Origin of the sequence: Mycobacterium sp. ITM-2016-00317, assembly GCF_002968295.1 — a bacterium.
Lineage (GTDB): Bacteria > Actinomycetota > Actinomycetes > Mycobacteriales > Mycobacteriaceae > Mycobacterium.
In genome coordinates, this window is sequence record NZ_CP134399.1 from 3,078,009 (window position 1) to 3,101,523 (window position 23,515).

The 23,515-nt window shown below is 68.9% G+C and carries 18 protein-coding genes and 2 pseudogenes; 7 read left to right on the plus strand and 13 right to left on the minus strand.

Annotated elements, in window-relative coordinates:
• Window positions 1-8 precede the first annotated feature (8 nt).
• Entirely contained in the window at window positions 9-938 is a 930-nt protein-coding gene (locus C6A87_RS14550; protein WP_311112927.1) for an LLM class F420-dependent oxidoreductase, read from the minus strand.
• 95 nt (window positions 939-1,033) lie between these two features.
• On the minus strand, window positions 1,034-1,705 hold the full coding sequence (locus C6A87_RS14555) for an SDR family oxidoreductase (RefSeq protein WP_311112928.1): 672 nt from the start codon (window positions 1,703-1,705) through the stop codon (window positions 1,034-1,036).
• 315 nt (window positions 1,706-2,020) lie between these two features.
• Between C6A87_RS14555 and C6A87_RS14560 the strand changes: the two genes are divergently transcribed.
• The 3 genes from C6A87_RS14560 (at window position 2,021) to C6A87_RS14570 (ending at window position 4,529) form a co-directional block, all read left to right on the plus strand.
• On the plus strand, window positions 2,021-3,064 hold the full coding sequence (locus C6A87_RS14560; RefSeq protein WP_311112929.1) for an APA family fibronectin-binding glycoprotein: 1,044 nt from the start codon (window positions 2,021-2,023) through the stop codon (window positions 3,062-3,064).
• Between the two features lie 111 nt (window positions 3,065-3,175).
• Window positions 3,176-3,481: a GlsB/YeaQ/YmgE family stress response membrane protein gene (locus C6A87_RS14565; RefSeq protein WP_311112930.1), complete on the plus strand. Its 306-nt coding sequence runs from the start codon at window positions 3,176-3,178 to the stop codon at window positions 3,479-3,481.
• A gap of 28 nt (window positions 3,482-3,509) precedes the next feature.
• A complete protein-coding gene (locus C6A87_RS14570) occupies window positions 3,510-4,529 on the plus strand; it encodes a zinc-binding alcohol dehydrogenase family protein (protein ID WP_311112931.1) in 1,020 nt (339 codons plus the stop codon).
• 3 nt (window positions 4,530-4,532) lie between these two features.
• Here the strand turns inward: C6A87_RS14570 and C6A87_RS14575 are convergent, their stop codons facing one another.
• Both C6A87_RS14575 and C6A87_RS14580 read right to left on the minus strand, forming a co-directional pair.
• A complete protein-coding gene (locus tag C6A87_RS14575; RefSeq protein WP_311112932.1) occupies window positions 4,533-5,294 on the minus strand; it encodes a CPBP family intramembrane glutamic endopeptidase in 762 nt (253 codons plus the stop codon).
• A 19-nt stretch (window positions 5,295-5,313) separates the two neighbouring features.
• On the minus strand, window positions 5,314-7,833 hold the full coding sequence (locus tag C6A87_RS14580; RefSeq protein ID WP_311112933.1) for a phosphoketolase family protein: 2,520 nt from the start codon (window positions 7,831-7,833) through the stop codon (window positions 5,314-5,316).
• A 136-nt stretch (window positions 7,834-7,969) separates the two neighbouring features.
• On the opposite strand from C6A87_RS14580, the pseudogene C6A87_RS29195 reads away from it, so the two are divergent.
• Both C6A87_RS29195 and C6A87_RS14595 read left to right on the plus strand, forming a co-directional pair.
• A pseudogene (locus tag C6A87_RS29195) lies at window positions 7,970-9,440 on the plus strand (acetyl-CoA acetyltransferase).
• Window positions 9,441-9,508: 68 nt separating this feature from the next.
• The gene (locus C6A87_RS14595) at window positions 9,509-10,807 is read left to right on the plus strand and encodes a dicarboxylate/amino acid:cation symporter (protein WP_311112934.1); all 1,299 of its coding nucleotides are present in this window, start codon (window positions 9,509-9,511) and stop codon (window positions 10,805-10,807) included.
• Window positions 10,808-10,818: 11 nt separating this feature from the next.
• Here C6A87_RS14595 and C6A87_RS14600 read toward each other — a convergent pair whose 3' ends face one another.
• The 4 genes and pseudogenes from C6A87_RS14600 to lon all read right to left on the minus strand — a co-directional run bounded on the left by C6A87_RS14600 (window position 10,819) and on the right by lon (window position 15,532).
• Window positions 10,819-11,817, minus strand: coding sequence for a malate dehydrogenase (locus C6A87_RS14600; protein WP_311112935.1), 999 nt, complete (start codon window positions 11,815-11,817; stop codon window positions 10,819-10,821).
• 14 nt (window positions 11,818-11,831) lie between these two features.
• A complete protein-coding gene (locus tag C6A87_RS14605; protein ID WP_311112936.1) occupies window positions 11,832-12,428 on the minus strand; it encodes a hypothetical protein in 597 nt (198 codons plus the stop codon).
• Window positions 12,429-12,451: 23 nt separating this feature from the next.
• Window positions 12,452-13,080: pseudogene (locus C6A87_RS14610) on the minus strand (endonuclease).
• Window positions 13,081-13,189: 109 nt separating this feature from the next.
• Window positions 13,190-15,532 (minus strand): endopeptidase La, encoded by a 2,343-nt coding sequence (gene lon / locus C6A87_RS14615; RefSeq protein ID WP_311112937.1) that lies wholly within the window; start codon window positions 15,530-15,532, stop codon window positions 13,190-13,192.
• A 96-nt stretch (window positions 15,533-15,628) separates the two neighbouring features.
• On the opposite strand from lon, the gene C6A87_RS14620 reads away from it, so the two are divergent.
• A complete protein-coding gene (locus C6A87_RS14620) occupies window positions 15,629-16,390 on the plus strand; it encodes an SDR family oxidoreductase (protein WP_311112938.1) in 762 nt (253 codons plus the stop codon).
• A gap of 66 nt (window positions 16,391-16,456) precedes the next feature.
• Here C6A87_RS14620 and C6A87_RS14625 read toward each other — a convergent pair whose 3' ends face one another.
• From C6A87_RS14625 to C6A87_RS14635, 3 genes are all read right to left on the minus strand, one after another.
• Window positions 16,457-17,461 (minus strand): alpha/beta hydrolase family protein, encoded by a 1,005-nt coding sequence (locus C6A87_RS14625; protein ID WP_311112939.1) that lies wholly within the window; start codon window positions 17,459-17,461, stop codon window positions 16,457-16,459.
• A 175-nt stretch (window positions 17,462-17,636) separates the two neighbouring features.
• Entirely contained in the window at window positions 17,637-19,055 is a 1,419-nt protein-coding gene (locus C6A87_RS14630) for a mechanosensitive ion channel family protein (protein ID WP_311112940.1), read from the minus strand.
• A complete protein-coding gene (locus C6A87_RS14635; protein ID WP_311112941.1) occupies window positions 19,052-21,139 on the minus strand; it encodes an adenylate/guanylate cyclase domain-containing protein in 2,088 nt (695 codons plus the stop codon). Before C6A87_RS14635 ends, C6A87_RS14630 begins: the two co-directional genes overlap by 4 nt.
• Window positions 21,140-21,264: 125 nt before the next feature.
• Here C6A87_RS14635 and C6A87_RS14640 point away from each other — a divergent pair, with 125 nt between their 5' ends.
• Complete coding sequence (locus C6A87_RS14640; RefSeq protein WP_311112942.1) at window positions 21,265-21,717, plus strand: DUF1810 domain-containing protein; 453 nt, start codon at window positions 21,265-21,267, stop codon at window positions 21,715-21,717.
• On the opposite strand, the gene C6A87_RS14645 is transcribed toward C6A87_RS14640, so the two are convergent.
• A complete protein-coding gene (locus C6A87_RS14645) occupies window positions 21,714-23,039 on the minus strand; it encodes an alpha-amylase family protein (protein WP_311112943.1) in 1,326 nt (441 codons plus the stop codon). The two genes, C6A87_RS14640 and C6A87_RS14645, sit on opposite strands and share 4 nt — an antisense overlap.
• On the minus strand, window positions 23,036-23,515 hold the full coding sequence (locus C6A87_RS14650; RefSeq protein ID WP_311112944.1) for a nucleoside deaminase: 480 nt from the start codon (window positions 23,513-23,515) through the stop codon (window positions 23,036-23,038). Before C6A87_RS14650 ends, C6A87_RS14645 begins: the two co-directional genes overlap by 4 nt.

Sequence of the window (23,515 nt, forward strand, 5' to 3'; positions counted from 1 at the left end):
GCGGCCCGTCAAGCGCTGACCAGCGGCTTCAACGCCTCACCCAGCGCGGAGATCTGCCCCGGTTGGTAACCGACCATCCCGGTGGGCAGGAACACGATCACGCCGTCGATGCCCGCGTCGAGGACCTTGGCCTTGATCTGTTCGGCCACCTGGTCGGGGGTGCCGGCCACCATCCGCTGCCGGAAATCCTCGGGGATCATGTCGGCGGAGACGCCTTCGCCGACGACCGCCCCGACCAGCATGCTGGTTTCCAGCGTGGCCGGATCGCGGTCGATCTCCTCGCACCGTTGGCGGACGACCTCGACCTTCCTGGCGAGCTCGTCGAAGCCGGCGATCACGTTGAGGTGGTCGAAATGCCGCGCCGCGAGCGGGATCGTCTTCTTCTCGCCGCTGCCGCCGATCATCAGCGGAATGTGATCGCGGAAGCGGGGATTGGCCATCGCCTCCTCGGTGCGGTAGTAGCGCCCGGTGAACGTCGGGCGCTCGCCCGCGAGCATCGGGACGATGATCTGCAGCGACTCGCCGAGCTTGTCGAACCGCTCGGTGAACGTGCCGAACTCGAAGCCGAGCTGGTCGTGTTCGAGCTCGAACCAGCCGGTACCGATACCCAGCACGGCCCGGCCCTGGCTGATCACGTCCAGGGTGGTGATGTTCTTGGCCAACAGGGTCGGATTGCGGTAGGTGTTGCCGGTGACCAGTGTGCCCAACTGCACGTTCTCGGTCACCGTGGCCAGCGCGCCCAGCGCCGTGTAGGCCTCCAGCATCGGTTGGTCAGGGGTGCCGTTGCCGGGCAGTTGGTAGAAGTGGTCCATCAGGAACACCGAATCGAAGCCCGATGAGTCGGCCTCTTGAGCCTGGGCGATGACGGTGGGGAACAACTCGGGCACGCCGGTGCCGTACGAGAAGTTGTTGATCTGCAAGCCAAGTCGGATGGTCATCAGCCTGACACTACGATTCCGCCTGCCCGGGCGGCGGCCGTTTCGCTCGCCGCGAAGCGCGGAATAAACGGCCGTCGAACCCGGTTCCCTCGGGCTCAGCCGAAGTTGGCGAGCGCGCCGTGGGTGACGTGCAGTGTCTGGCCGGTGATGTGGCGGGCCGATCCGGTGGTCAGGAACAGCGAGAGCCGGGAGATCTCGGACGCGACCGACGGGGGGGTGGCGCTCAGGCCGTCGTATCCGGGCTCCACGCCACGGCCCACGGCCACCGCGTTGACCGTGATGCCGCGGATGCCGAAGTGGTTGGCCAGGCCGGCGGTCCAGTCCGACACGGCCGCCTTGACCGCTGACGCAGCACTGCCTTCGCGGGGGAAGTCGGGGATGACGGTGACGATGGAGCCGCCGGACCGCATGTGGTCGCCGAGCACCTGCACGGTCAGCATCGGGGCGACGACGCCGGCGTCGAACAGGCCGCGCCACTCCGTGGCGTGGTCGTCGAGGGTGTAGGTGCGGGGGTCGCCCGCCGTCCAGGTCGGCGCCGGCACATTGATGATCGTGTCGAGGTGAGCGGGGACGCGGCCGTGCAGCTCGGCGACCGAAGCCGGATCGGTGTTGTCGAAGACGAGCGCGTCGACGTCGAGCTCCTTGGCCAGAACCTCGAGCTCCTCACGGCGGCGACCGCCGATGAGCACGGTGTGGCCGGCTTCGCTGAAGTTCTCCGCGATCGTGCGTCCCAGATCTGTGTCGCATCCTGTGATCAGCACGTCCATCGGGCAGGCCTCCTGTTGTGTTCGACGCTGAACCCCAGCGAGCGCCGCCAATGTTACTGGACAGTAGCTAGATGGGAAAATGCGGCGCGCCGCGGGGTAACGCATCACTCACTGCCGACGATGAACAATGTGAGAGCAGCGCCCGATCACTCCGGGCCCCCGACACCACCCGCGCCACGCGCGGGTGGTGTTGCGTGTCAGCTAACTATTGAAACGCCGGGAACTGGCGTTATGCCGATACAGCAATATAACAATTCGGTACATTCTGCGCAGGTCGCACTTGCGTCACGCGCGCAACACGGTAGTTTCTTCCCCATGGATCAGCCGGACGTGCATCTTCAGCGCCGTAATGGGTTGCCGACGTCGTTGCGACGCTCGGCACTGACCGGCGCCACCGCGGCCGCGTTGGCCGCAGCCCTTGCCCTGCCCGGAGTGGCGTACGCCCAGCCGGCGCCGCCCGCCCCGTCGCCGGCCCCGGTAGCCGAGGCGCCGCAGGCGCCCGCCGATCCCAACGCCCCGGTCCCGCCCGCGCCGGTCGACCCGAACGCGCCGGTTCCGCCGGCGCCGCCCGCGCCTGCCGATCCCAACCCCCCGGCACCCGCGCCCGCCGATCCGAACGCAGCACCGGCACCTGCCGACCCGAACGCTCCGGTTGACCCGAACGCCCCGCAGGCGCCCGCGCCGGAACCCGGCCGCGTCGACAACGCCGCCGGCGGCTTCAGCTACGTGGTGCCGGCCGGCTGGGAGGTCTCCGATTCGACCCAGTTGTCGTACGGGCAGGCGCTGCTGACCAAGCTGCCGCCCGAGGGCGCCCCGGCCGACGCGCAGCCGCCCAACGACACCAGCGTGCTGCTCGGCCGGCTCGACCTGAAGCTGTTCGCCGGCGCGGAGAGCGACAACACCAAGGCCGCCCAGCGACTGGCCTCGGACATGGGTGAGTTCTTCATGCCGTTCCCGGGCACCCGGATCAACCAGCAGACCGTGCCGCTGGACGCCAACGGCATGACCGGCGTCGCGTCGTCCTACGAGGTCAAGTTCACCGACACCAACAAGCCCAACGGCCAGATCTGGGCCGGCGTCGTCGGTACTCCGGTCGCCCCGGGCACGCCGCGCGGGCAGCGCACTCCGGAGCGCTGGTTCGTGGTGTGGCTCGGCACGGCGACCAACCCGATCCCGCAGAATGAGGCGATCACGCTGGCGAACTCGATTCGTCCCTTCACGCCTCCGCCGCCCCCGGTGGCCGATCCGAACGCGCCGTTGCCACCGGCGGATCCGAACGCGCCGCCGCCGCGTCCCGCGGTCGGTGTGCCCGTTCCGGTCGACCCGAACACGGCCCCCGGGATGCTGCCGCCCGCCTGATCGTGTCCGTTCGCTGCCTGTTTCCACTGCCGTTTCGTTACCCGGCGTAGGTATACCTGGGCTTGACCCGGTCGCGTTCGCTCCGGGTCGGCGACAGAACAGGAGTACCTGATGGACGTCGTGGCAGCTACCGAGTTTCTCGCCCGTTCGACCACGCTGACCAGCGTGGGCTGGATCGGCTACATCATCATCGGGGCGCTCGCGGGATGGATCGCCGGCAAGATCATCAAGGGGTCCGGCTCGGGCCTGCTGATGAACATCGTGATCGGCATCGTCGGTGCCCTCATCGGCGGCTTCCTGCTGAGCTTCTTCGTCGACACCGCAGGCGGCGGCTGGTGGTTCACGCTGTTCACCGCCATCCTCGGTGCGGTGATCCTGCTGTGGATCGTCGGGAAGGTCACCAAGTCGCGCGTCTGACCGCGTCCGTCCGTGGCATCGTGAAACGATGACCGCGCCCAGGATGCGCGCCTGGCAGGTGCGAAAGCCCGGGCCGATGGCCGCCCGGCCGCTGGTCCGGGCCGTGGTGCCGGTACCCGAGCCCGGTCCCGGCGAGCTGCTGGTCGCGGTCCGGGCCTGCGGGGTGTGCCGCACCGATCTGCACGTGACCGAGGGCGACCTGCCGGTGCACCGGCCGTCGGTGATCCCCGGCCACGAGGTGGTCGGGGAGGTCGTTCGGATCGGGGAGGGTGCGGGAACGCGGTTCTCCGTCGGCGACCTCGTCGGCATCGCCTGGCTGCGCCACACGTGCGGCGAATGCCGCTACTGCCTGCGCGGTCACGAGAATCTGTGCCCGCGGTCCCGGTACACCGGGTGGGACGCCGACGGCGGCTACGCCGAGTTCACGACCGTGCCGGAGGCCTTCGCACTGCGGCTGCCCGGCGGTTACTCCGACATCGAACTGGCCCCGCTGCTGTGCGCCGGCATCATCGGCTACCGCGCGCTGGCGCGCGCCGATCTCCCGCCGGGCGGCCGGCTGGGCATCTACGGGTTCGGTGGCAGCGCCCACCTGACCGCGCAGGTGGCGCTCGCGCGCGGAGCTGAACTGCATGTGATGACGCGGGGGCAGCGGGCCAGGGATCTGGCGCTGGCCCTCGGCGCGGCCTCGGTGCAAGGCGCCGCCGACCCGCCGCCGGTTCCGCTGGACTCGGCGATCCTGTTCGCCCCGGTCGGCGAGCTGGTGCTGCCGGCGATGGCCGCGCTGGACCGCGGCGGCACGTTGTCGATCGCCGGGATCCACCTCACCGACATCCCGGTGCTGAACTACCAGCGCCACCTCTTCCAGGAACGGCAGATGCGCTCGGTGACGTCGAACACCCGCACCGACGCCCAGGAGTTCCTGGACTTCGCCGCCGAACACCGGCTCGAGGTGTCGAACCCGCAGTACCCGCTCGACCGGGCCGACGAGGCACTCGGCGATCTCAGCGCCGGGCGGATCGCCGGCGCGGCGGTGCTGCTGGTCGGGTAGTCGTCAGGACAGGTGCCACACCAGCGCGGCCGCGAGCGCGCCCAGCCCGTTGAGCGACCAGTGCAGCGCGATCGGTGCGATCAGGCTGCCGCTGCGGCGCCGCAGCCAGGAGAACACGAAGCCCGCCGCGGCGGTGGCCACGACCGCGCCGACCACGCCGACGACCATGCCGAAGACGCCGCCGCCGAGGATCCGGGTGAAACCCACGTTGCTCGCCGTCAGGCCCATCGAGGTGGCGATGTGCCACAACCCGAACAGCAGGGACCCGGCCGCGGCGACGCCGCGCCACCCCCAGGCCCGGTCGAGCGCGCCGTGCAGCACGCCCCGGAAGGCCAGTTCCTCGGGGATCACGGTCTGCAGCGGAATGATGATCATCGACGCGATCAGCGCACCCGAGAGTGTCGCGTAGTTGTTGTTCAGGAACAGCGGCCTCGTCCAGGGCAGCAGCGCGCCGATCGCGATGACCGCGCCGACCAGGCCGACTGCGCCGAGCGCGTATCCGGCACCGGACTTCCAGTGCTCACGGCCCAGCCCGAGTTCGCTCCAGCCCAGTCCGCGGGAGCGGACCACCAGCACCAGGCCGACCGCTGCGGCAGGCACGACGACGACGTTGGCCCACGGGGTCGTGAAATGCGCGAGCAGGTTCGACAGCGCGAGGACGACCACGACGACCGCGATGTCGACATAGACCCGGAAATGGTGGAGCGCGGCGAGCTGGGCCACCACGGGGTGGGGCTCTATCGGGGCGGCGACGGCATCTGACATAACCGCCCCAGAATACCGGTCATTCGTTGTCGCCCCCGGTGGACGAGGTGGCGTCGGCGCCCGCCGTACCGAACCCGGACTCCCGCGCCGCGGGCCACACCCAGTCCTTGACCTCGGGGATGTCGTCGCCGTGCGCGCGGGTGTACTCCCGCGCGGCGAGGCGCTTGTCGGCCATCTGCTGACGCAGCGGGGCGCACCGCGAACCCAGCGACGGCACCCGATCGATCACGTCCATCACCAGGTGATAGCGGTCGAGGTCGTTGAGCATCACCATGTCGAACGGCGTCGTCGTGGTGCCTTCCTCCTTGTATCCGCGCACGTGCAGGTTCGCGTGCCCGGTGCGGCGGTAGGTCAGGCGGTGGATCAGCCACGGATATCCGTGGTAGGCGAAGACGATCGGCCGGTGGGTGGTGAAGATCATGTCGAAGTCACGGTCGGTCAGCCCGTGCGGGTGCTCGGTCGAGTCCTGCAGCCGCATCAGGTCCACGACGTTGACGAAGCGGACCTTCAGATCCGGCAGATGCTGGCGCAGGATGTCGGCCGCGGCCAGCGCCTCCAGCGTGGGCACGTCACCGGCCGAGGCGAGGACCACGTCGGGGTCGGTGCCCAGCACCTCCGAACCGGCCCACTCCCAGATACCGACACCGCGGGTGCAATGCGCGACCGCCTCCTCCATGGTCAGGAATTGCGGGGACGGCTGTTTGCCCGACACGACGACGTTGACGTACTGGCGTGACCGCAGGCAGTGGTCGTAGGTGGACAGCAGCGTGTTGGCGTCCGGCGGCAGGTAGACGCGCACCACCTTGGCGCTCTTGTTCACGACGTGGTCGATGAAGCCCGGGTCCTGGTGGGAGAACCCGTTGTGGTCCTGACGCCACACGTGGCTGGACAGCAGGTAGTTCAGGCTCGCGATCGGCCGCCGCCACGGGATCTCGTCGGTGACCTTGAGCCATTTGGCGTGCTGGTTGAACATCGAGTCGATGATGTGGATGAACGCCTCGTAGCAGTTGAACAGGCCGTGCCTGCCGGTCAGCAGGTAGCCCTCGAGCCAGCCCTGGCACTGGTGCTCGGAGAGCATCTCGACCACCCGTCCGACCCGGGCGAGGTGCTCGTCGACCTCGGGACCGAAGAACTCGGCGTCCCACTGTTTGTCGGTGGCGTCGTAGACGGCCTGGAGCCGGTTCGACGCGGTCTCGTCGGGGCCGAAGATGCGGAAGTTGTGCGGGTTGAGCCTGATCACGTCGGTCAGCCAGTGCCCGAGCACCCGGGTGGCCTCGGCGATGGTGCCGCCGGGCGCGGGCACGTCGACGGCGTAGTCGCGGAAGTCCGGCAGCCGGAGGTCCTTGAGCAGCAGCCCGCCGTTGGCGTGCGGGTTGTCGCTCATCCGCAGCTGGCCGGCCGGGGCCAGCGACGCGATGTCGGGCAACAGTTTCCCGTCGCCGTCGAACAGCTCGTCGGCACGGTAGGAGGCCAGCCAGTCGGCCAGCACACGAAGGTGGTCGGCAGTGTCGCGGGCGTTGGCCAGCGGCACCTGGTGCGCCCGCCACGAACCCGTGGTCTTCTTGCCGTCGATGTAGGCCGGACCGGTCCAGCCCTTCGGGGTGCGGAAGATGATCATCGGCCAGCGCGGCCGCGACCCGTCGTCCGTGGCCCCGGCTTTGATCTCGGCGATCTCGTCGAGCGCGTCGTCGAGCAGCGTCGCGAACCGACGGTGCGCGTCGGCATGGTCCCCGTCGGCACCCCCATCGGCGTCGTCGGGGACCTCGAAGAAGTACGGGTGATAGCCGTAGCCGGTCATCAGGCTGCGCAGTTCCTCGGTGGGGATGCGCGCCAGCACCGTCGGGTTGGCGATCTTGTAGCCGTTGAGGTGCAGGATCGGCAACACCACGCCGTCCTGGGCGGCGTTGATCAGCTTGTTGGAGTGCCAGCTGGTCGCCAGCGGTCCCGTCTCGGCCTCCCCGTCGCCGACCACCGCGGCCACCAGTAGATCAGGATTGTCGAAGGCCGCACCGTAGGCGTGGGACAGCGCGTAGCCGAGTTCGCCACCCTCGTGGATCGACCCGGGGGTCTCGGGGGCCACGTGCGACGGGATGCCGCCGGGGAACGAGAACTGGCGGAACAGCCTGCGCAGGCCCTCGTCGTCCTGGGTGATGTCGGGGTAGATCTCGCTGTAGGTGCCGTCGAGGTAGGCGTTGGCCACGAGGCCCGGTCCGCCGTGGCCGGGGCCGGTTACATAGATGGTGGGCTGGCCACGCTCCTTGATGGCCCGGTTGAGGTGGGCGTAGAGGAAGTTCAGTCCCGGTGTGGTGCCCCAGTGGCCGAGCAGTCGCGGTTTGACGTCGTCGCGGGTCAGCGGTGTGCGCAGCAGTGGGTTGGCGAGCAGGTAGATCTGACCGACCGACAGATAGTTCGCCGCGCGCCACCACCTGTCGATCTGGTCGATCTGCGCGGCGTCGAGAGGGCGACGTTCCACGATTTTCCACGCGTCGGTCTTCCGCGCGGCGGCCGAACTGTCCTGGGTCGTCGTCGTGGTCGTCATCTCTCCATCCAACTCAGCATCGGGGTGCAGTCAACCCGTACCCGATGGCCTGGGCGTTAATCTTTCTGCCGGCACCGCGCGTGCCGACCCCGGCGTCTCGACGACTCCGCCCCACAGCGAAAGGCAGCCCGCTCTGATGCCCATCGATCCCAGGACGCCGGTTCTCGTCGGCTACGGTCAGGTCAACCAGCACCAGGAGGACCCCGCCGTCGAACCGGTCGACCTGATGGCGGCGGCGGCCCGCGAGGCGGCCGATGCCCGCGTGCTCGAGGCGGTCGACGCGATCCGCATCGTGAACCTGCTGTCGTGGCGCTACCGCGATCCCGGACTGCTTCTGGCGCAACGGATCCGGGCCGACAAGGCCGCGACCCGCTACACCGGCATCGGCGGCAACGTGCCGCAGACCCTGGTCAACCTGGCCTGCCTGGACATCCAGCAGGGCCGCGCCGACGTGGTGCTGATCGCCGGTGCGGAGACGTGGCGCACCCGCACGAAGCTGCGCGCGGCGGGCCGCAGGCCGGAGTGGACCAGACAGGACGAGTCGGTGCCCGCTCCTCCGGGCGCCGACGAGAACGTGCCGATGGCCGGGCCGTCGGACGAGCGGATCAACCTCGACCGACCGGCCTACGTGTATCCGATGTTCGAACAGGCGGTGCGCATCGCCGCCGGCGAATCACCCGACGAACACCGCAGGCGCATCGGCGGGTTGTGGGCCGAGTTCTCGGCGGTGGCGGCGGGCAACCCGCACGCCTGGAGTCGGGAGGCGCTGACCGCCGAACGGATCTGGCAGCCGTCGCCGAAGAACCGGATGGTCAGCTGGCCCTACACCAAGCTGATGAACTCCAACAACATGGTCGACCAGGGCGCGGTGTTGATCCTGACCTCGGCGGAGAAGGCGCGCGAGCTGCAGATCCCCACGGAGCGTTGGGTCTTCCCGTACGCAGGCGCCGACTCGCACGACACGTACGCGATCGCCGAGCGGGCCGAGTTCCATGCCTCCCCGGCCATCCGCATCGCGGCGCGCGCTGGAACTGGCAGGCGCCGGGGTGGACGACATCGACCTGATCGACGTGTACTCGTGCTTCCCGTCGGCAGTGCAGGTCGCGGCCCGGGAGCTCGGGCTGCCGGTCGGGGACCCGGCGCGGCCGCTGACCGTCACCGGCGGGCTGACGTTCGCGGGCGGACCGTGGAACAACTACGTCACCCACTCGATCGCGACGATGGCCGAGCTGCTGGTCGCCGAGCCCGGCCGCCGCGGCCTGATCACCGCCAACGGCGGCTACCTCACCAAGCACAGTTTCGGCGTGTACGGCACCGAACCCCCGACGCACGGATTCCGTTGGGAGGACGTGCAATCGGAGGTGGACCGGGAGCCGACCCGCACCGCCGCGGTGGAGTGGACCGGGGTGGGCACCGTGGAGTCCTGGACCACCCCGGTGGACCGCGACGGCGCGCCGGAGAAGGCGTTCCTGGCCGTCCGGACCCCGGAGGACGCCCGCGCGCTCGCGGTGATCACCGACCCCGAGGGCGCCGCGGTGACCGTGACCGAGGACATCGCCGGCGCCGCGGTGCGGGTGCACCCCGACGGCACCGCGTCGCTGGAGTAGCAGCCGGTAACGCGGCCGTCACGTGAGCGGCATGTCGCGGTAGTCGCGACGACCTACGTTGCTCTCCCATGAAGACGCTGCGACACCCCGCCCTGCAGATCGGGCTCGCCGCCATCGCCGGGATCCTCTTCGGCCTGGCCGTCGGCGAGTGGGCGGCCAACCTGAAGTTCGTCGGCGACCTGTTCATCCGCCTCATCCAGATGTCCATCGTGCCGCTGGTGATGGCGTCGGTCATCGTGGCGACCGGTTCGATGACCGGCGCCGGCACCGGCAGGATCGCGGTACGCACCTTCGGGTGGATGTTCGGCTTCTCGGTGGTCGCCGCGCTGCTGGCCTGGGTGCTCAGCACCGCGTTCCAGCCGGGCACCGGCATGGTCTACTCCGAGGAACTCGACCCCAGCCTGGAGGAGTCGGCGGGTGAGGCGCTGGGCTGGCAGGACACCGTGCTGAACTTCGTCTCGACGAACGTCTTCGACGCGATGTCGTCGGCGACCATGGTGCCGATCATCGTGTTCTCGCTGCTGTTCGGTATCGCGCTGCGCGTCCACGTCACCCGCACCGGGGACACCGGGGTGCTCACGTTCATCGACCAGATCCAGCAGATCGTGCTGACGATGATCCGCCTGGTGATGTACATCGCGCCGATAGGTGTGTTCTGCCTGCTGGCCGACATGGCGGGGGACGTGGGTTTCTCGGTCGTCACCACGGCGCTGAAGTACCTCGGCACCACGCTGGTCGGGGTCCTGATCCTGTTCGTGCTGTTCGTCGTCGTGGTCACCGTCCGGACCCGGCTGAACCCGTGGAAGCTTCCCGCGAAACTGGCCGAACAGACCGCTATCGCGATCACCACCACCAGCTCGGCGGTGACCTTCCCGACCGTGCTGAAGAACACCGTCGAGAAGGTGGGGGTCAGCCAGAAGGTCGCCAACTTCACGCTGTCGATCGGGCTGACGATGGGCTCCTACGGGGCCGTCCTCAACTACATGATCGTCGTGATGTTCCTCGCCCAGGCCGGGGACATCCACCTGAGCTTCGGGCAGATCGCGCTCGGGATGGCGCTGGCGATCCTGCTGAACATGGGCACGATCACCGTCCCGGGCGGTTTCCCGGTGGTGGCGATGTTCCTGGCGACGTCCCTGGACCTGCCGTTCGAGGCGGTGGGGCTGTTGATCGCCGTCGACTGGTTCGCCGGGATCTTCCGCACGTTCCTCAACGTCAACGGCGACACGTTCGTGGCGATGCTGGTCGCCGACGCCGACGACGAGATCGACCGTGACGTCTACAACGGCGACAAGGTGGTCGTGGCCGAGGAGATCGACATGGCGGAGTACGGCGCGGCGATGGCGCACGCCGATCGGACCGACTGACTACCGAACGGCTACAGCAGTCCGAGCGCGGCGACCGCATCGCGCTCGGCGCGTAGCTCGGCCACGCTGGCGTCGATGCGGGTACGCGAGAACGGGTTGATGTCGAGGCCCTCCACGATCTCCCACCTGCCGTCGACCGACCGGCACGGGAACGAACACACCAGGCCTTCGTCCACCCCGTAGACACCGGGGGAGGGCAGCGCCACCGACGTCCAGTCGCCGGCGGGCGTGCCGTGCACCCAGTCGTCGATGTGGTCGATCGCCCCGTTGGCCGCCGACGCCGCCGAGCTCGCGCCCCGCGCCTCGATGATCGCGGTGCCGCGCCGGGCCACGGTCGGAATGAAATCGTCTGTCAGCCAATGGGTGTCGGCAGCGTAGTCGGCGCCCGAGCGGCCGCCGACCAGCGCGTGGAAGATGTCGGGGTACTGGGTCGGCGAGTGGTTGCCCCAGATCGTCATCCGGCTGATCTCGGCGACCGGGACCCCGGCGTGCCGCGACATCGCGGCGATCGCCCGGTTGTGGTCCAGCCGGGTCAGCGCGGTGAACCGTTCGGCGGGGATGTCGGGGGCGTGCGCGGCGGCCACCAGCGCGTTGGTGTTGGCCGGATTACCGACCACCAGCACCCGCACGCCGTCCGCGGCGCCGGCGTTGAGCGCCCGGCCTGCCGTCGCGAAGATCTCGGCGTTCGCACCGAGCAGGTCGGCGCGCTCCATGCCCTTGGTGCGCGGTCTGGCACCGACCAGCAGCGCCACGTCCACGCCGTCGAATGCGCGGACCGGGTCGTCGTAGATCTCCAGACCGGCCAGCAGCGGGAACGCGCCGTCGTCGAGTTCCATCACCACCCCCTCGGCCGCGCGCACCGCGCCGGGCAGCTCCACCAACCGCAACGTGACCGGCGTGGAGCGGCCGAGCATGGCCCCGGCGGCGATGCGGAACAGGGCGGCGTACCCGATCTGACCGGCCGCGCCGGTGACAGCGACGGTGACCGGGGGCGCGGTTGTCGACGACATGGAATTCACCCTAGTCACGGTGCGTCGACCGGCACATCGGTGTAGCTGGCCGTGTAGCTGTCGGAGGAGAACGTGAAGCCCTTCCCGCTGAGCTCGGACAGACACGAGATCCCCACGGCCTCTTGTACATTGCAGCGAAACCCGGCGGCGGCCAGTACCCGGTTGAAGGGCAGGACGGCGGCGGGTCGGGCTTCCAGGCCGAACTCCCGGGGCTCGAGAGCGACGAAGTGTGGATCGGCGGTGCGGTCCACGACCACGGCGGTGGGCGGGCCCGGCTCGCCGTCGGCGCCGGGCACCTCGTCCGGTGCGGGGCCGATCCCGATCCGGGCGGCGTTCTGCGCATTCTGGCAGCCCGCCCGCACGCGCGGCAGGATCGCGCACTCCCACCGTCCGCTCGGGGAGGTGAAGTAGTAGCCGGTCCGCCCGTCGACCTCGGCGGCGTAGTCGTGCGCATCGGCCAGGTGGACGTTGCTCGGCCGGGTTGTCGTGACGGTCGGCGCTGGGGTGGCCGGTGCCCGCGCGGCGTCGTCGGTGTTGACCACCGTGGGCCCCGAACACGCCGTGCCCAGGAGTGCGGTGCCCACGAGCAGCGCGGGGATCACGGATCGCATGAGCCCATTGGATCATCCACGGCTCAGGAGGCGACCTCGTCCCGCAGCCGGGCATCGAGAGAGACCCGCACCAGGGCCGCCGCCAGCCGGGCACACTCTGATTTGCCCAGGGCGGCGAGGGCGTCGGCGTCCTGCGGAAGTCCCAACTCGGCTGCCGCGGATCTGGCCCGGGCGTCGAAATGCGGGCGCACCCAGGTCCACACGTCCTGCACTTCGCGCAGGAAGATGTCGGCGCCGGTGTCGCCGATGCCCTTGAACTCCTTCAACAGTCGCGTGGCCGTGGCCACGTCCGCTCCGGCGCGGGTAGCCAGCGCCCGCAGGTCGCCGTCGTAGTCGTCGCGCACGGCGGTCGCGATATCGACGAGCCGGGTCGCCGAGCTCTCGTCGTAGCGGGCGTAGCCCGTCCGAACGCGGCGATCATGGTCTGCCGGTCGGCGTCGAGCACAGCGTCCGGCGTGCGCAGCTTCTCGCGGAACAATTCCTTCGCCGCGCGCGTCGCGACCGTCGCATCGATCGGCTTGCTGGCGAGCATGCACAGCACCAGAAGTTCGAACAGCGGCATCGGCTTGTCGGCCAGCGTGATACCGGCCTCTTCGGCAAAGGTCGTCCCTGCCTCGTCCAGCAGCCGGCGAGTGATGTCCTGATGAGTCATGCTGTTCGGCTACCCGGCACGCGCACCCTCATGCGCGAGCAGACACAAATTCGCACGAATCCAGGAGGAAACGTGCGAATTTGCGTCTGCTCGCGGTAAAGCCGCGGGGTCAGGCCGCAGCGGTCACCGCTTCGTCGGCAGGCTCCAGCGCCTGCGCGACGATCTCCGCCACGTCGGTCATCGGCCGGACGTCCAGCGTCTCCAGCACATCGGCGGGGACGTCGTCGAGGTCGGCCTCGTTGCGCTGCGGGATGAACACCGTCGACAGGCCGGCCCGCTGAGCGGCGAGCAGCTTCTGCTTGACGCCGCCGATGGGCAGCACCCGCCCGTTCAGCGTGACCTCACCGGTCATGCCGACATCGGAGCGCACCTGCCGTCCGGTGGCCATCGAGACCAGCGCGGTCACCATGGTCACCCCGGCCGACGGGCCGTCCTTGGGCACCGCACCCGCAGGCACGTGCACGTGGATGCGCCGGTCCAGCGACTTCGGGTCGACGCCGAGTTCGGCCGCGTGGGAACGGACGTAGGACAGCGCGATCTGCGCCGACTCCTTCATCACGTCGCCGAGCTGACCGGTGAGCTGCAATCCCGCGTCGCCGTCGGTGGAGCCGGCCTCGATGTAGAGGACGTCACCGCCGAGGCCCGTGACGGCCAGCCCGGTCGCCACGCCGGGCACCGCGGTGCGTTCGGCCGACTCGGGCATGAACCGCGGACGGCCCAGGTACTCGACCAGGTCCGGCTCATCGATGATGATCGGCGACGGGTCGGCGGCCAGTTTGGTGGTGGCCTTGCGCAACGCCTTGGCCAACAGCCGTTCGAACTGCCGCACACCGGGTTCACGGGTGTAATCCGCAGCGATCTTGCGCAGCGCCGCATCGGTCACTGTGACCTCGTCGGCGGTCAGCGCCGCGCGCTCGGACTGCCTGGGCAACAGGTAGTCCCGCGCGATCGCGACCTTGTCGTCGGCGGTGTAGCCGTCGAGCTGGATCAGCTCCATGCGGTCCAGCAGCGCCGACGGGATGTTCTCGACGACGTTGGCCGTGGCCAGGAACACCACATCGGACAGGTCGAGATCCAGCTCCAGGTAGTGGTCCCGGAAGGTGTGGTTCTGCGCCGGGTCAAGCACCTCGAGCAGCGCCGCCGACGGGTCGCCCCGGTAGTCGGAGCCGACCTTGTCGATCTCGTCCAGCAGCACAACGGGATTCATCGAACCGGCCTCGCCGATGGCACGCACGATCCGCCCGGGCAGCGCACCGACGTAGGTGCGGCGGTGGCCCCGGATCTCAGCCTCGTCGCGGACGCCGCCGAGCGCCACGCGCACGAACTTGCGGCCCAACGCACGGGCGACGGACTCACCCAGCGACGTCTTGCCGACGCCGGGGGGACCGGCCAGCACCATCACCGCGCCGGACCCGCGCCCGCCGACCACGGCCATGCCGCGCTGGGCGCGCCGCGCCCGGACGGCCAGGTACTCGACGATGCGGTCCTTGACGTCGTCCAGCCCGTGGTGATCGGCGTCGAGGATCTCCCGGGCGGACTTGAGGTCCGTCGAGTCCTCGGTCGTGACGTTCCACGGCAACTCCAGCACGGTGTCGAGCCAGGTGCGGATCCAGCCGCCCTCCGGGCTCTGCTCACTGGACCGCTCCAGCTTGCCGACCTCGCGCAGCGCGGCTTCGCGGACCTTCTCGGGCAGGTCGGCGGCCTCGATGCGGGACCGGTAGTCAGCATCTCCTTCCTGGCCGTCCGGACCCAACTCGCCGAGTTCCTTCCGGATCGCGGCCAGCTGCTGACGGAGCAGGAATTCCTTCTGCTGCTTGTCCATCCCGGCCCGGACGTCCTCGGCGATCTTGTCGGTCACCTCGACCTCGGCCAGGTGGTCGCCGGTCCAGTCGATCAGCCGGCGCAGTCGGCTGTCGACGCTCTCGGTCTCCAGCAGTTCGCGCCGCTGCACGTCGGTCAGGTACGACGCGTACCCGGCCGTGTCGGCCAGCGCGGACGGATCGGTGATCTTGTTGACCACGTCGACGATCTGCCAGGCCTCCCGGCGCTGCAGCATCGCCAGCACCAGTTTCTTGTACTCGGCGGCCAGCGCCCGGGTTTCCTCGGTGATGACGGGGTCGGCGACCTCGTCGACGAGGACCCACAGGGCCGCGCCGGGTCCGGTGGCGCCGGACCCGATGTGGGCGCGGCGCTCACCCTTGACGACGGCGGCCGAGCCACCGCCGGGAATGTGGCCGACCTGCACGATCGAGGACAGCACACCGTAGGTGGGGTAGCGGTCGTCGAGCCGCGGCGCGATGAGCAGCTTGCCGGCCTCACCGGTCGGCGCGGCGGTCTGGGCCGCTTCGACAGCGGCACGGGCGGCGTCGTCCAGTTCGATCGGGACGACCATGCCGGGCAGCACGATGGGTTCGCTGACGAACAACACCGGCACTTGCAGAGCTTCAGGCATCAAACCTCCAAAGTTGAACCTGATGCGCTCAACCTTGGCAAGGCGTGATTTGTTCCCGGGCGGAATAGCCGAGCCCGCGGCCGGGTCGTAGCCTGCATGACCCGACCCGAAACCCATCCCGACCCTCTGCACGACACGGTCGTGGCGATCACCGGCGCCAGCAGCGGCATCGGCGAGGCCACGGCACGGCTCCTCGGCCACCGCGGCGCGCGCCTCGTCCTGGGGGCCCGCCGGGCCGACCGCCTGGACGCGCTGGCCGCAGAACTCGGGGCGGCCGGCGTGCAGGTCACCGCGGTCGCCACCGACGTGACCCGCGCGGAGGACCTCGTGCGACTGGTCGGCGCCGCGGTGGACGGCTACGGGCGGCTCGACGTGCTGGTCAGCAATGCCGGCGTCGCCGCGATCGGACCCGTCTCCAGCGGGGACGTGACCGGCTGGGATGCCATGGTGGACGTGAACCTGCGCGGAGTGCTGCACGGATTCGCCGCGGCCACACCAGTTTTCCGGCGCCAGGGCCGCGGCCACTTCGTGACGACGGTGTCGACCGCGGGATTGAAGATCGTGCCGAGCCAGGGCGTCTACGCGGCGACCAAGAACGCGGTGCGCACCGTGATGGAGGCACTCCGGCAGGAGTCCACCGACGGCGTCATCCGCACGACGTCGATCTCGCCGGGCTTCGTGAACACCGAGCTGGACGGATCCATCACCGATCCCGAACTGCGCGACCGGATCCGGGCCGACATGGAGGCCTTCGGCCTGGATCCCGGCGCAGTCGCGCGGGCGATCGCATTCGTGATCGAGCAACCCCACGACGTGGAGATCGGCGACCTGACCATCCGGCCCACGCGGCAGGGCTGACCCCGACACGGCAGAGAGCCTGCCGCTCGGGGGAAACGGCAGGCTCTCTGGGTGTGGGGTGGGTCGCTAGACGGTCGCCTGAGCTCCCAGGACCCGCTGGATGTCGGGCTTCATCTGCTGCAGCTGCTGCCCCCAGTACCCCCAGCTGTGGGTGCCCGCGGCCGGGAAGTTGAAGACACCGTTGGTGCCGCCGGCTGCGATGTAGTTGTCACGGAAGGCGATGTTGGTGCGCAACGTGAACCCTTCGAGGAACTGCGCGGCCATCAGGTTCTGGCCCGGGGTTCCGGTGTCCAGCTCCGACGGGGTGCCGGTGCCGCAGTAGATCCAGACGCGGGTGTTGTTGGCGACCAGCTGGTTGATGTTGACCATCGGGTCGTTGCGCTTCCACGCCGGGTCCGAGGACGGGCCCCACATGCTCTCGGCGTTGAAGCCGCCTGCGTCGTTCATCGCCAGCCCGATCAGCATCGGCCACCAGCCCTCGGACGGGTTCAGGAAGCCCGACAGCGAGGAGGCGTAGATGAACTGCTGCGGGTGGTGGATCGCGTAGGTCAGCGCCGCGCTGCCCGCCATCGACAGGCCCACGACGGCGTTGCCGGTGCGGGACACACCGCGGTTGGCTTCAAGCCAGGTCGGCAGTTCCTGGGTCAGGAACGTCTCCCACTTGTAGGTGTAGTTCTGTCCATTGCCCCGCGACGGCTGGTACCAGTCGCTGTAGAAGCTGGACTGTCCGCCGACCGGCATGATCGTCGACAGGCCGGACTGGTAGAACCACTCGAACGCCGGGGTGTTGATGTCCCAGCCGTTGTAGTCGTCCTGGGCACGCAGACCGTCGAGCAGATAGACCGCATGAGGACCGCCGCCCTGGAATTGAACGCGGATGTCGCGGCCCATCGACGGCGAGAACACGTCGAGGTACTCGACAGGAAGACCGGGCCGGGAGAAAGCCCCGGCCGTTGCCGAACCCCCGGCGAAGCCGATCAGCCCGGGCAGCGCGACGGCGGCCGCAGCGGCAACGGCCACCCGGCGCATCGCCGCCTTTGCGGAACCCCGCCACTTCTCTGTGAACTTCATAACGGCAAACAACCCACCTTTCTCATCAACTCTTGTACATGCGCCGCAATGTGCCGTCGCTGTGCACTGGTAATGAAACACGTTGAGGCCGCGCCGTTGCCGCGTCGACACGGCGGTTCGACGTCGCGTTTGGCTAACGATAAGGACTCACCCCGGACTCGCAGGCGCAGATGTGTCAGTCCTGCGACTCCGCCATCAACCGACGTTCGTGCGCGCGCCGATCGGCGATCTCGGCCCCGATCACCTGCAACAGAATCGGCTTCCGGTGCACCAGGCGCTCGATCTCGTCGCGGCCGATCTCCAGCGCCGTGACCTCCTCCAGCGCCTGCGCGGTGGCCAGTACCGGTTCCCGGGTCAGCGTGGTCTGTCCCAGGAAGTCGCCACGCTCGAGCAGCCGCGACGGGATCACTTCGCCGTCTGGACCGGTCACGGAGAGCCTCACCCTGCCCTCGACGATGAACCTCATCCGGCTCGGGACCTGACCCGGCAGCTGGAGGCGTTCCCCGTTGCCGTACCGGACCAGACGCACCACGTCGGCGATCTCCTGCTGTTCGTCGTCTGTCAGCCGCAGCGTGGACGACACAGCCCGCATCGCCGACGCGATCCGGTCCGGCGTGCCGAAGTCGTCTGCGACACCGTTGAGGCGAAGTCCCTGCCGGCGCGCGGCATACCAGACCCAGCGCAGGAACATGCTTCTGACCGGCTCGTCCACCGCCGGTGTGTACAGCGGGATCGACGTCTCGTATTCGGCCGCACCGAGATAGAGCGTGGCGATCTGTCCGTCGGCGCGCAGTTCGGGCAGCGACGCCGCGACCGACGACAGCATCTCGCAGACATCATCGGGGGTGTCCGCGGCGTCGAAGGTGGTGACGACGGTCAGCCGGTGCTCTCCCACGGGCCGGCTGTAATTGGTGAACGACGCGCCGGCGAGTTCGGCGTTGGGCATCACCAGCAGGTTGCCGCCGGTGTCGATATGTGTTGCACGCCAGTTGACTTCCACCACGCGGCCGTGGGCGGACGGCAGGCCCGCCACGGTGGGGACGGTGATCCAGTCTCCGAGCCGGAAGGGTTGCTCGAACAGCAGCAGCAGACCCGAGATGATCTGACCGACCGAATTCTGCAGGGCCAGGCCGAGAACGATCGACGTGACGCCCAGTGCGGTGAACAGGCCCCCCACGTTGGCGCCCCATACATAAGCCATGATCACGGTGACGCCGACCGCGATCAGCGCGAAGCGCGCGACATCGAGGAAGATCGACGGAATCCGCCTGCGCCAGCTGTCTTCCGGCGCGCCCTGGATGAGCGTGGCGTTGAGCCCGGACAGCACCATCGTCAACAACACCACGCCGAACAGGGTGGCGACCAACCGCACCGACGTGGCCTCGTCGGAGATCTCCATCGCCTGTACCAACAACAGCAGCAACGCGCCCAGCGGCAGGATGTAGGTGCGCAGCAGTTGCACCGGACGGGCCAGCGCGCTGCCGCGCCGGCGCAACGCATTGTGCACCTCGGTCAGCACGACCAGCAGTACCGGGAACCCGACGGCGACCGCGACGGCCCATACCAACCAGGACGAGTTCAGTACGGTGCTCATCGCCGGTGGCCCTGTAACCGCCAGACCGTCTCGGCGCCGCGCTCTCCGACGACCTCGCCCGCGGCAACGAAGTCAAGGCTTTCCTGCATGACCTCGTGCACCCGTGAGGTGACATAGATGCCGGGCTGAGGTGAGCCGCGCTGCACCCGGTAGGCGACGTCGACCACCGAACCCCACATGTCGTAGGCCAACGTGGACCGCCCGACCAGCCCGCTGGCCGCAGTCCCGGTGTCGATGCCCGCGCGGAGCCGGAGGTCATGCCCGGACTCGGCGGCGTGCCGGTCGATGATGCGATCCATCTCGATCGCGAAATCGACCGTACGCCGGACGTTGTCCAGCCGTGGCACGCTCAACCCGCAGCTGGCCAGGTACCCGTCGTGCAGCGTCCGCACGTGGTCGACGCCGAGACTGTCTGCGGCAGCATCGAACTGCCGCGTCAGGTTGTTGACCACCACCATCAGTTCCTCGGAGGTCAACATGCGCGACAACTCGTCAAAGCCGATCATGTCGGCGAAGATCACCGTGACGTTCTTGTGGTCCTGGGCGATCGTCTCCTCCCCGTCGAGGTAGCGATGCATCACCGGTTCGGGCATCAGCGACAGCATCAGGCGTTCGTTCTCGGCGCGCTCCTCACTGAGCAGCTCGTCTTTGATCGACAAATTGCGACTCATGTCATTGAACGCTGTCGTCAGATCACCGAATTCGTCACGAGACAGCACCGGCAGGGCAAGGCGGTAGTCACCACCGCTGATCTGCTGGGCGCCGGCCTGCAGCCGCCGGATCGGGCGGACGAACAGCCGGGCCAGCAGCATCGCCGCCAGGGACACGGCGAAGATGATGAGCACCGTCGACAGCACCAGTGTCCTGGTGAACTGCGACACGGGGGCGAACGCTTCGTCGGTGTCGATCTTGGCCACGATCACCCAGTGCAGCCCCGGCAGGTCCACCGGCGAGTATGCCTGCAGCGCCTCGTGGCCGAGGTAGTCGTCCTCGATCGTCGTCCCGGTGTTGCCGCGTTGCGCCTCCACGACGGAGCGCGTGGTCACCGGCTGGACCAGCGTGGTGCCGCGGCGGTCGACGGATTCGTCGGCGACCTCCGGCGGGGTTCCGCCTTCGACGACATCGGCGAGGAACTTCTCGCGGTCCTCGCGGAACAGCCGAGAGTCCGAGCGCATCAGGTTGTCCGGTCCGACCAGGATGGTCTCACCGGTGTCGCCCATTCCGGTGTCACGCCACTGCCCCCGCGCCGTCATCAACTCGTTGATCCGCGAGATGGGGAACTGGACCGCCATCACGCCGTCGACCCGGTCCTTCAACCCGACGGGGGACAGGAACCACGCGGTGGGTTCCTCGGCGGGCAGATACCACCCGAAATCGGTGACGCCGACATAGTCGATCGAGTTCGACGCGATCGCCTTCTCGTAGGCTTCCGACAGCTCCCGGTTGCGATAGGGGCCGTTGACGATGTTGGTCCCGAGATCCGGGCCTTTGTAGGCGGAGTACACCACGTTGCCCTCGCGGTCGAGCAGCATCAGATCCTCGAAGTTGAAGCGGTGCACGATCTCGCGGAAGAACTCGTTGAATCTGGCATTGGCGGCCGACCACGCGCTGCCGTCTCGCGCGTCGTCGAAGGCGATGGCCTTCTCCCAGTTCTGGAACGGCGCGGTGTAGAGCGCCTGCAGATAGCGCTGGGGATTGGATTTCGGGATGAGCGCGCGGACGTCGACCCGGTTCCCGCTCTCGTCCAGGGTGGTGTTGGCGAACGTCCGGTCGTAGTAGCGGCGCAACGATGCCGCCTGCCCCGTGTTGATCGTCGCGTCGCCGAGCTGGCGGTAACCGTCACTGAATGCCGCGATCGCCTCGGTCGCGGTGGTGCCCCGCGAGTAGATCACCATCGAGTTCTTCAGGTCCGCGAACTGCGTCTCCAGCTGGCGCGACTGCGATTCGCGAATCTCGGTGAGGCGGTCGAACACCGATGCGCGCAGCGAGGACCGGCCCGACTGGTAACCGATGAAACCGACCACCGCTGCGGACAAGATGCTGGTCAACAGCAACATCAGCAGCAATTTGGACTGGATGCTCATTCGTGACAGGAGGTGGTATCGCCCGCGTCTTTTTCTCGGCGGGTGCTCAGACGTTCGCGATTTCCACGGCAGAATTGTCATCTAGGTCACACAGTAGCCCGCAGGCCGAGGAGGCAAACGCCGTCGTGAAAGCTCCGAATGATGACGATTCTTACGACCTGGACAGGTTCGTCCAGGCCCAGCAGCACGCCTATCCGGGCGCCTTGGCCGAACTCCGGGCCGGCGCCAAGCGTGGCCACTGGATCTGGTTCGTCTTCCCTCAGTTGCGCGGCCTGGGGCGCAGCGCGACAGCGCAGCGGTACGGCATCGCGTCAGCGGCCGAGGCGAAGGCGTATCTGGCGCATCCGGTGCTGGGTCCACGGTTGCACGAGTGCGCGCGGGCGCTGGCCGCGCACGCCGGCCGCACCATCACCGATATCGTGGGGCACCCCGACGATCTGAAGGTGCGCTCGTCGATGACGCTGTTCGTCCACGCCGGCGAGGACAGCGACGACACTGCCGACTTCCGCGACGTGCTGGCCGCGTTCTACGGCGGTGTGCAGGATCCCGCCACGCTGGAGCTGCTGGGCGAGGGCTAACGCGGCGCCAGGATCAGCCAGCCTCGGGGCGGCACCACGGTCTCGGTCACGACGTCGGAGGGCGGCGCGCCGGAACCGGCCACCACCTCGGCACGCTCGATGCCGAACTCCGGCAGCGACACCGGCAGCGGTGCGTCGTCGATGTTGAGGGCCACGACCAGCGTGTGGTCGCCGTGGCGTGCGGCATAGACGTATCCGGTGTTGGTGACCTGCAGCGCGGTGGTCCTGGCGGTGTGCAGCCAGGGATGTCTGCGCCGCAGGCCGATCAGGTACTGGTGGGTGCGGAACAGCTGGCGGCCGCGCTCGTCGACCCCGTCGAACGGGGCGCCGAACTCGGGGCGCACGGCGTCGTCGCCACCGAACCTCTCCTCCTTCACCCCGCGGTAGCCGACCTCGTCGCCGGCGTAGACGCTGGGAGTGCCGCCGGTGGTGAGCAGCAGCACCAGCGCGTGCTCGACGAGCGCGGGGTCGGTCAGCCGGCTCGCGATCCGGGTGACGTCGTGGTTGCCGACGAACGTCATCGGCACGAAGGTGTCGAGGAATTCGTCGTGCCGGGTCAGTGCCCAGTTCAGCTCGTGGAAGTTCGCGTCGTTGAGACTGCTCCAGATCGCCTTCCAGAGCTCGTACTGGGTGACCGAGTCAAAGCCCGCGTCGCGCACCTTGCCCTGGTAATCGCCGTGGATGACCTCGCCGACGAACCACGCCTGCGGGTGCCGCTCCCGCACCCGCGGCAGCACCCGGGCCCAGAACCGGTCGGGGACCGCGTAGGCGGCGTCGAGCCGCCATCCGTGCGCCCCCCGGTCCAGCCAGTGCGTCATCACGTCGACGGTGTAGTCGACGACCTCGGGATTGCCGTGGTTCAGCGTGATCAGGCCGTCGTGGCCCTCGAAGGTGGCGAACCCGTCGCCGCGGGGGCGGAACCAGCCCCGGTCACCGCCGGCCAGCGCGTCGCGGTAGCGCGGGAAATCGGCGCCGACGTGGTTGAACACCCCGTCGAGCAGGATCCGGAGGCCCCGCCTGTCCGCCTCGGCGACCAGGTGGTCGAAATCCTCGTCGGACCCGAGCCGGGGATCGATGCGGTAGTGGTCGACGGTGTCGTAGCCGTGAGTGCTCGAGGCGAACACCGGTCCGAGCGCGATCCCGGACGCGCCGAGCTCGATCACATAGTCGAGCCAGTCGACGATCCGGCGCAGCCGGTGCCCATCGGGCCCGGGCGCCGGGTCGGCGGGGTAGGCGCCGACGAATCCGAGCGGATAGATCTGCCACCAGATGACGTGCTCGACCCAGCCCGGCCCGACGACCTCGGGTTGCCGGTCCGTCACGGTCGAAAAGCTCTCGCGTACAACGCTTTCATCTCCTCGCTCAGCTCGTCTGCCGGTCCGTCCACCTGCACGCCGGGTGCCACCGCCCTGACCGGCAGGGGGGCGACCGGGGGCTCCGGTGCGGCCCATTCGCGCAGCCATCCCGTCAGCTGGTCCGCCGACGCGGCGTAGACGACGCGTCCCAGACCTACCCAGGCGTGCGCCGCGGCACACATCGGGCAGTGCTCGCCGGAGGTGTAGACGGTGCAGCGGGCCCGCTCCGCGGGGGTCAGGTGCCCGGCGGCCCAGCGGGCGATCGCGAACTCGGGATGCCGGGTGGCGTCACCGTCCTTGACCCGGTTGTGGTCCTCGAACCGGACGGTGCCGTGCTCGTCGAGCAGGAGCGAGCCGAACGGCTCGTCCCCACCGTCGAGTCCCTGACGGGCAAGGTCGACGCAACGGCGCAGGTACTCGAGGTCGTCATCGGTGACCGGCAC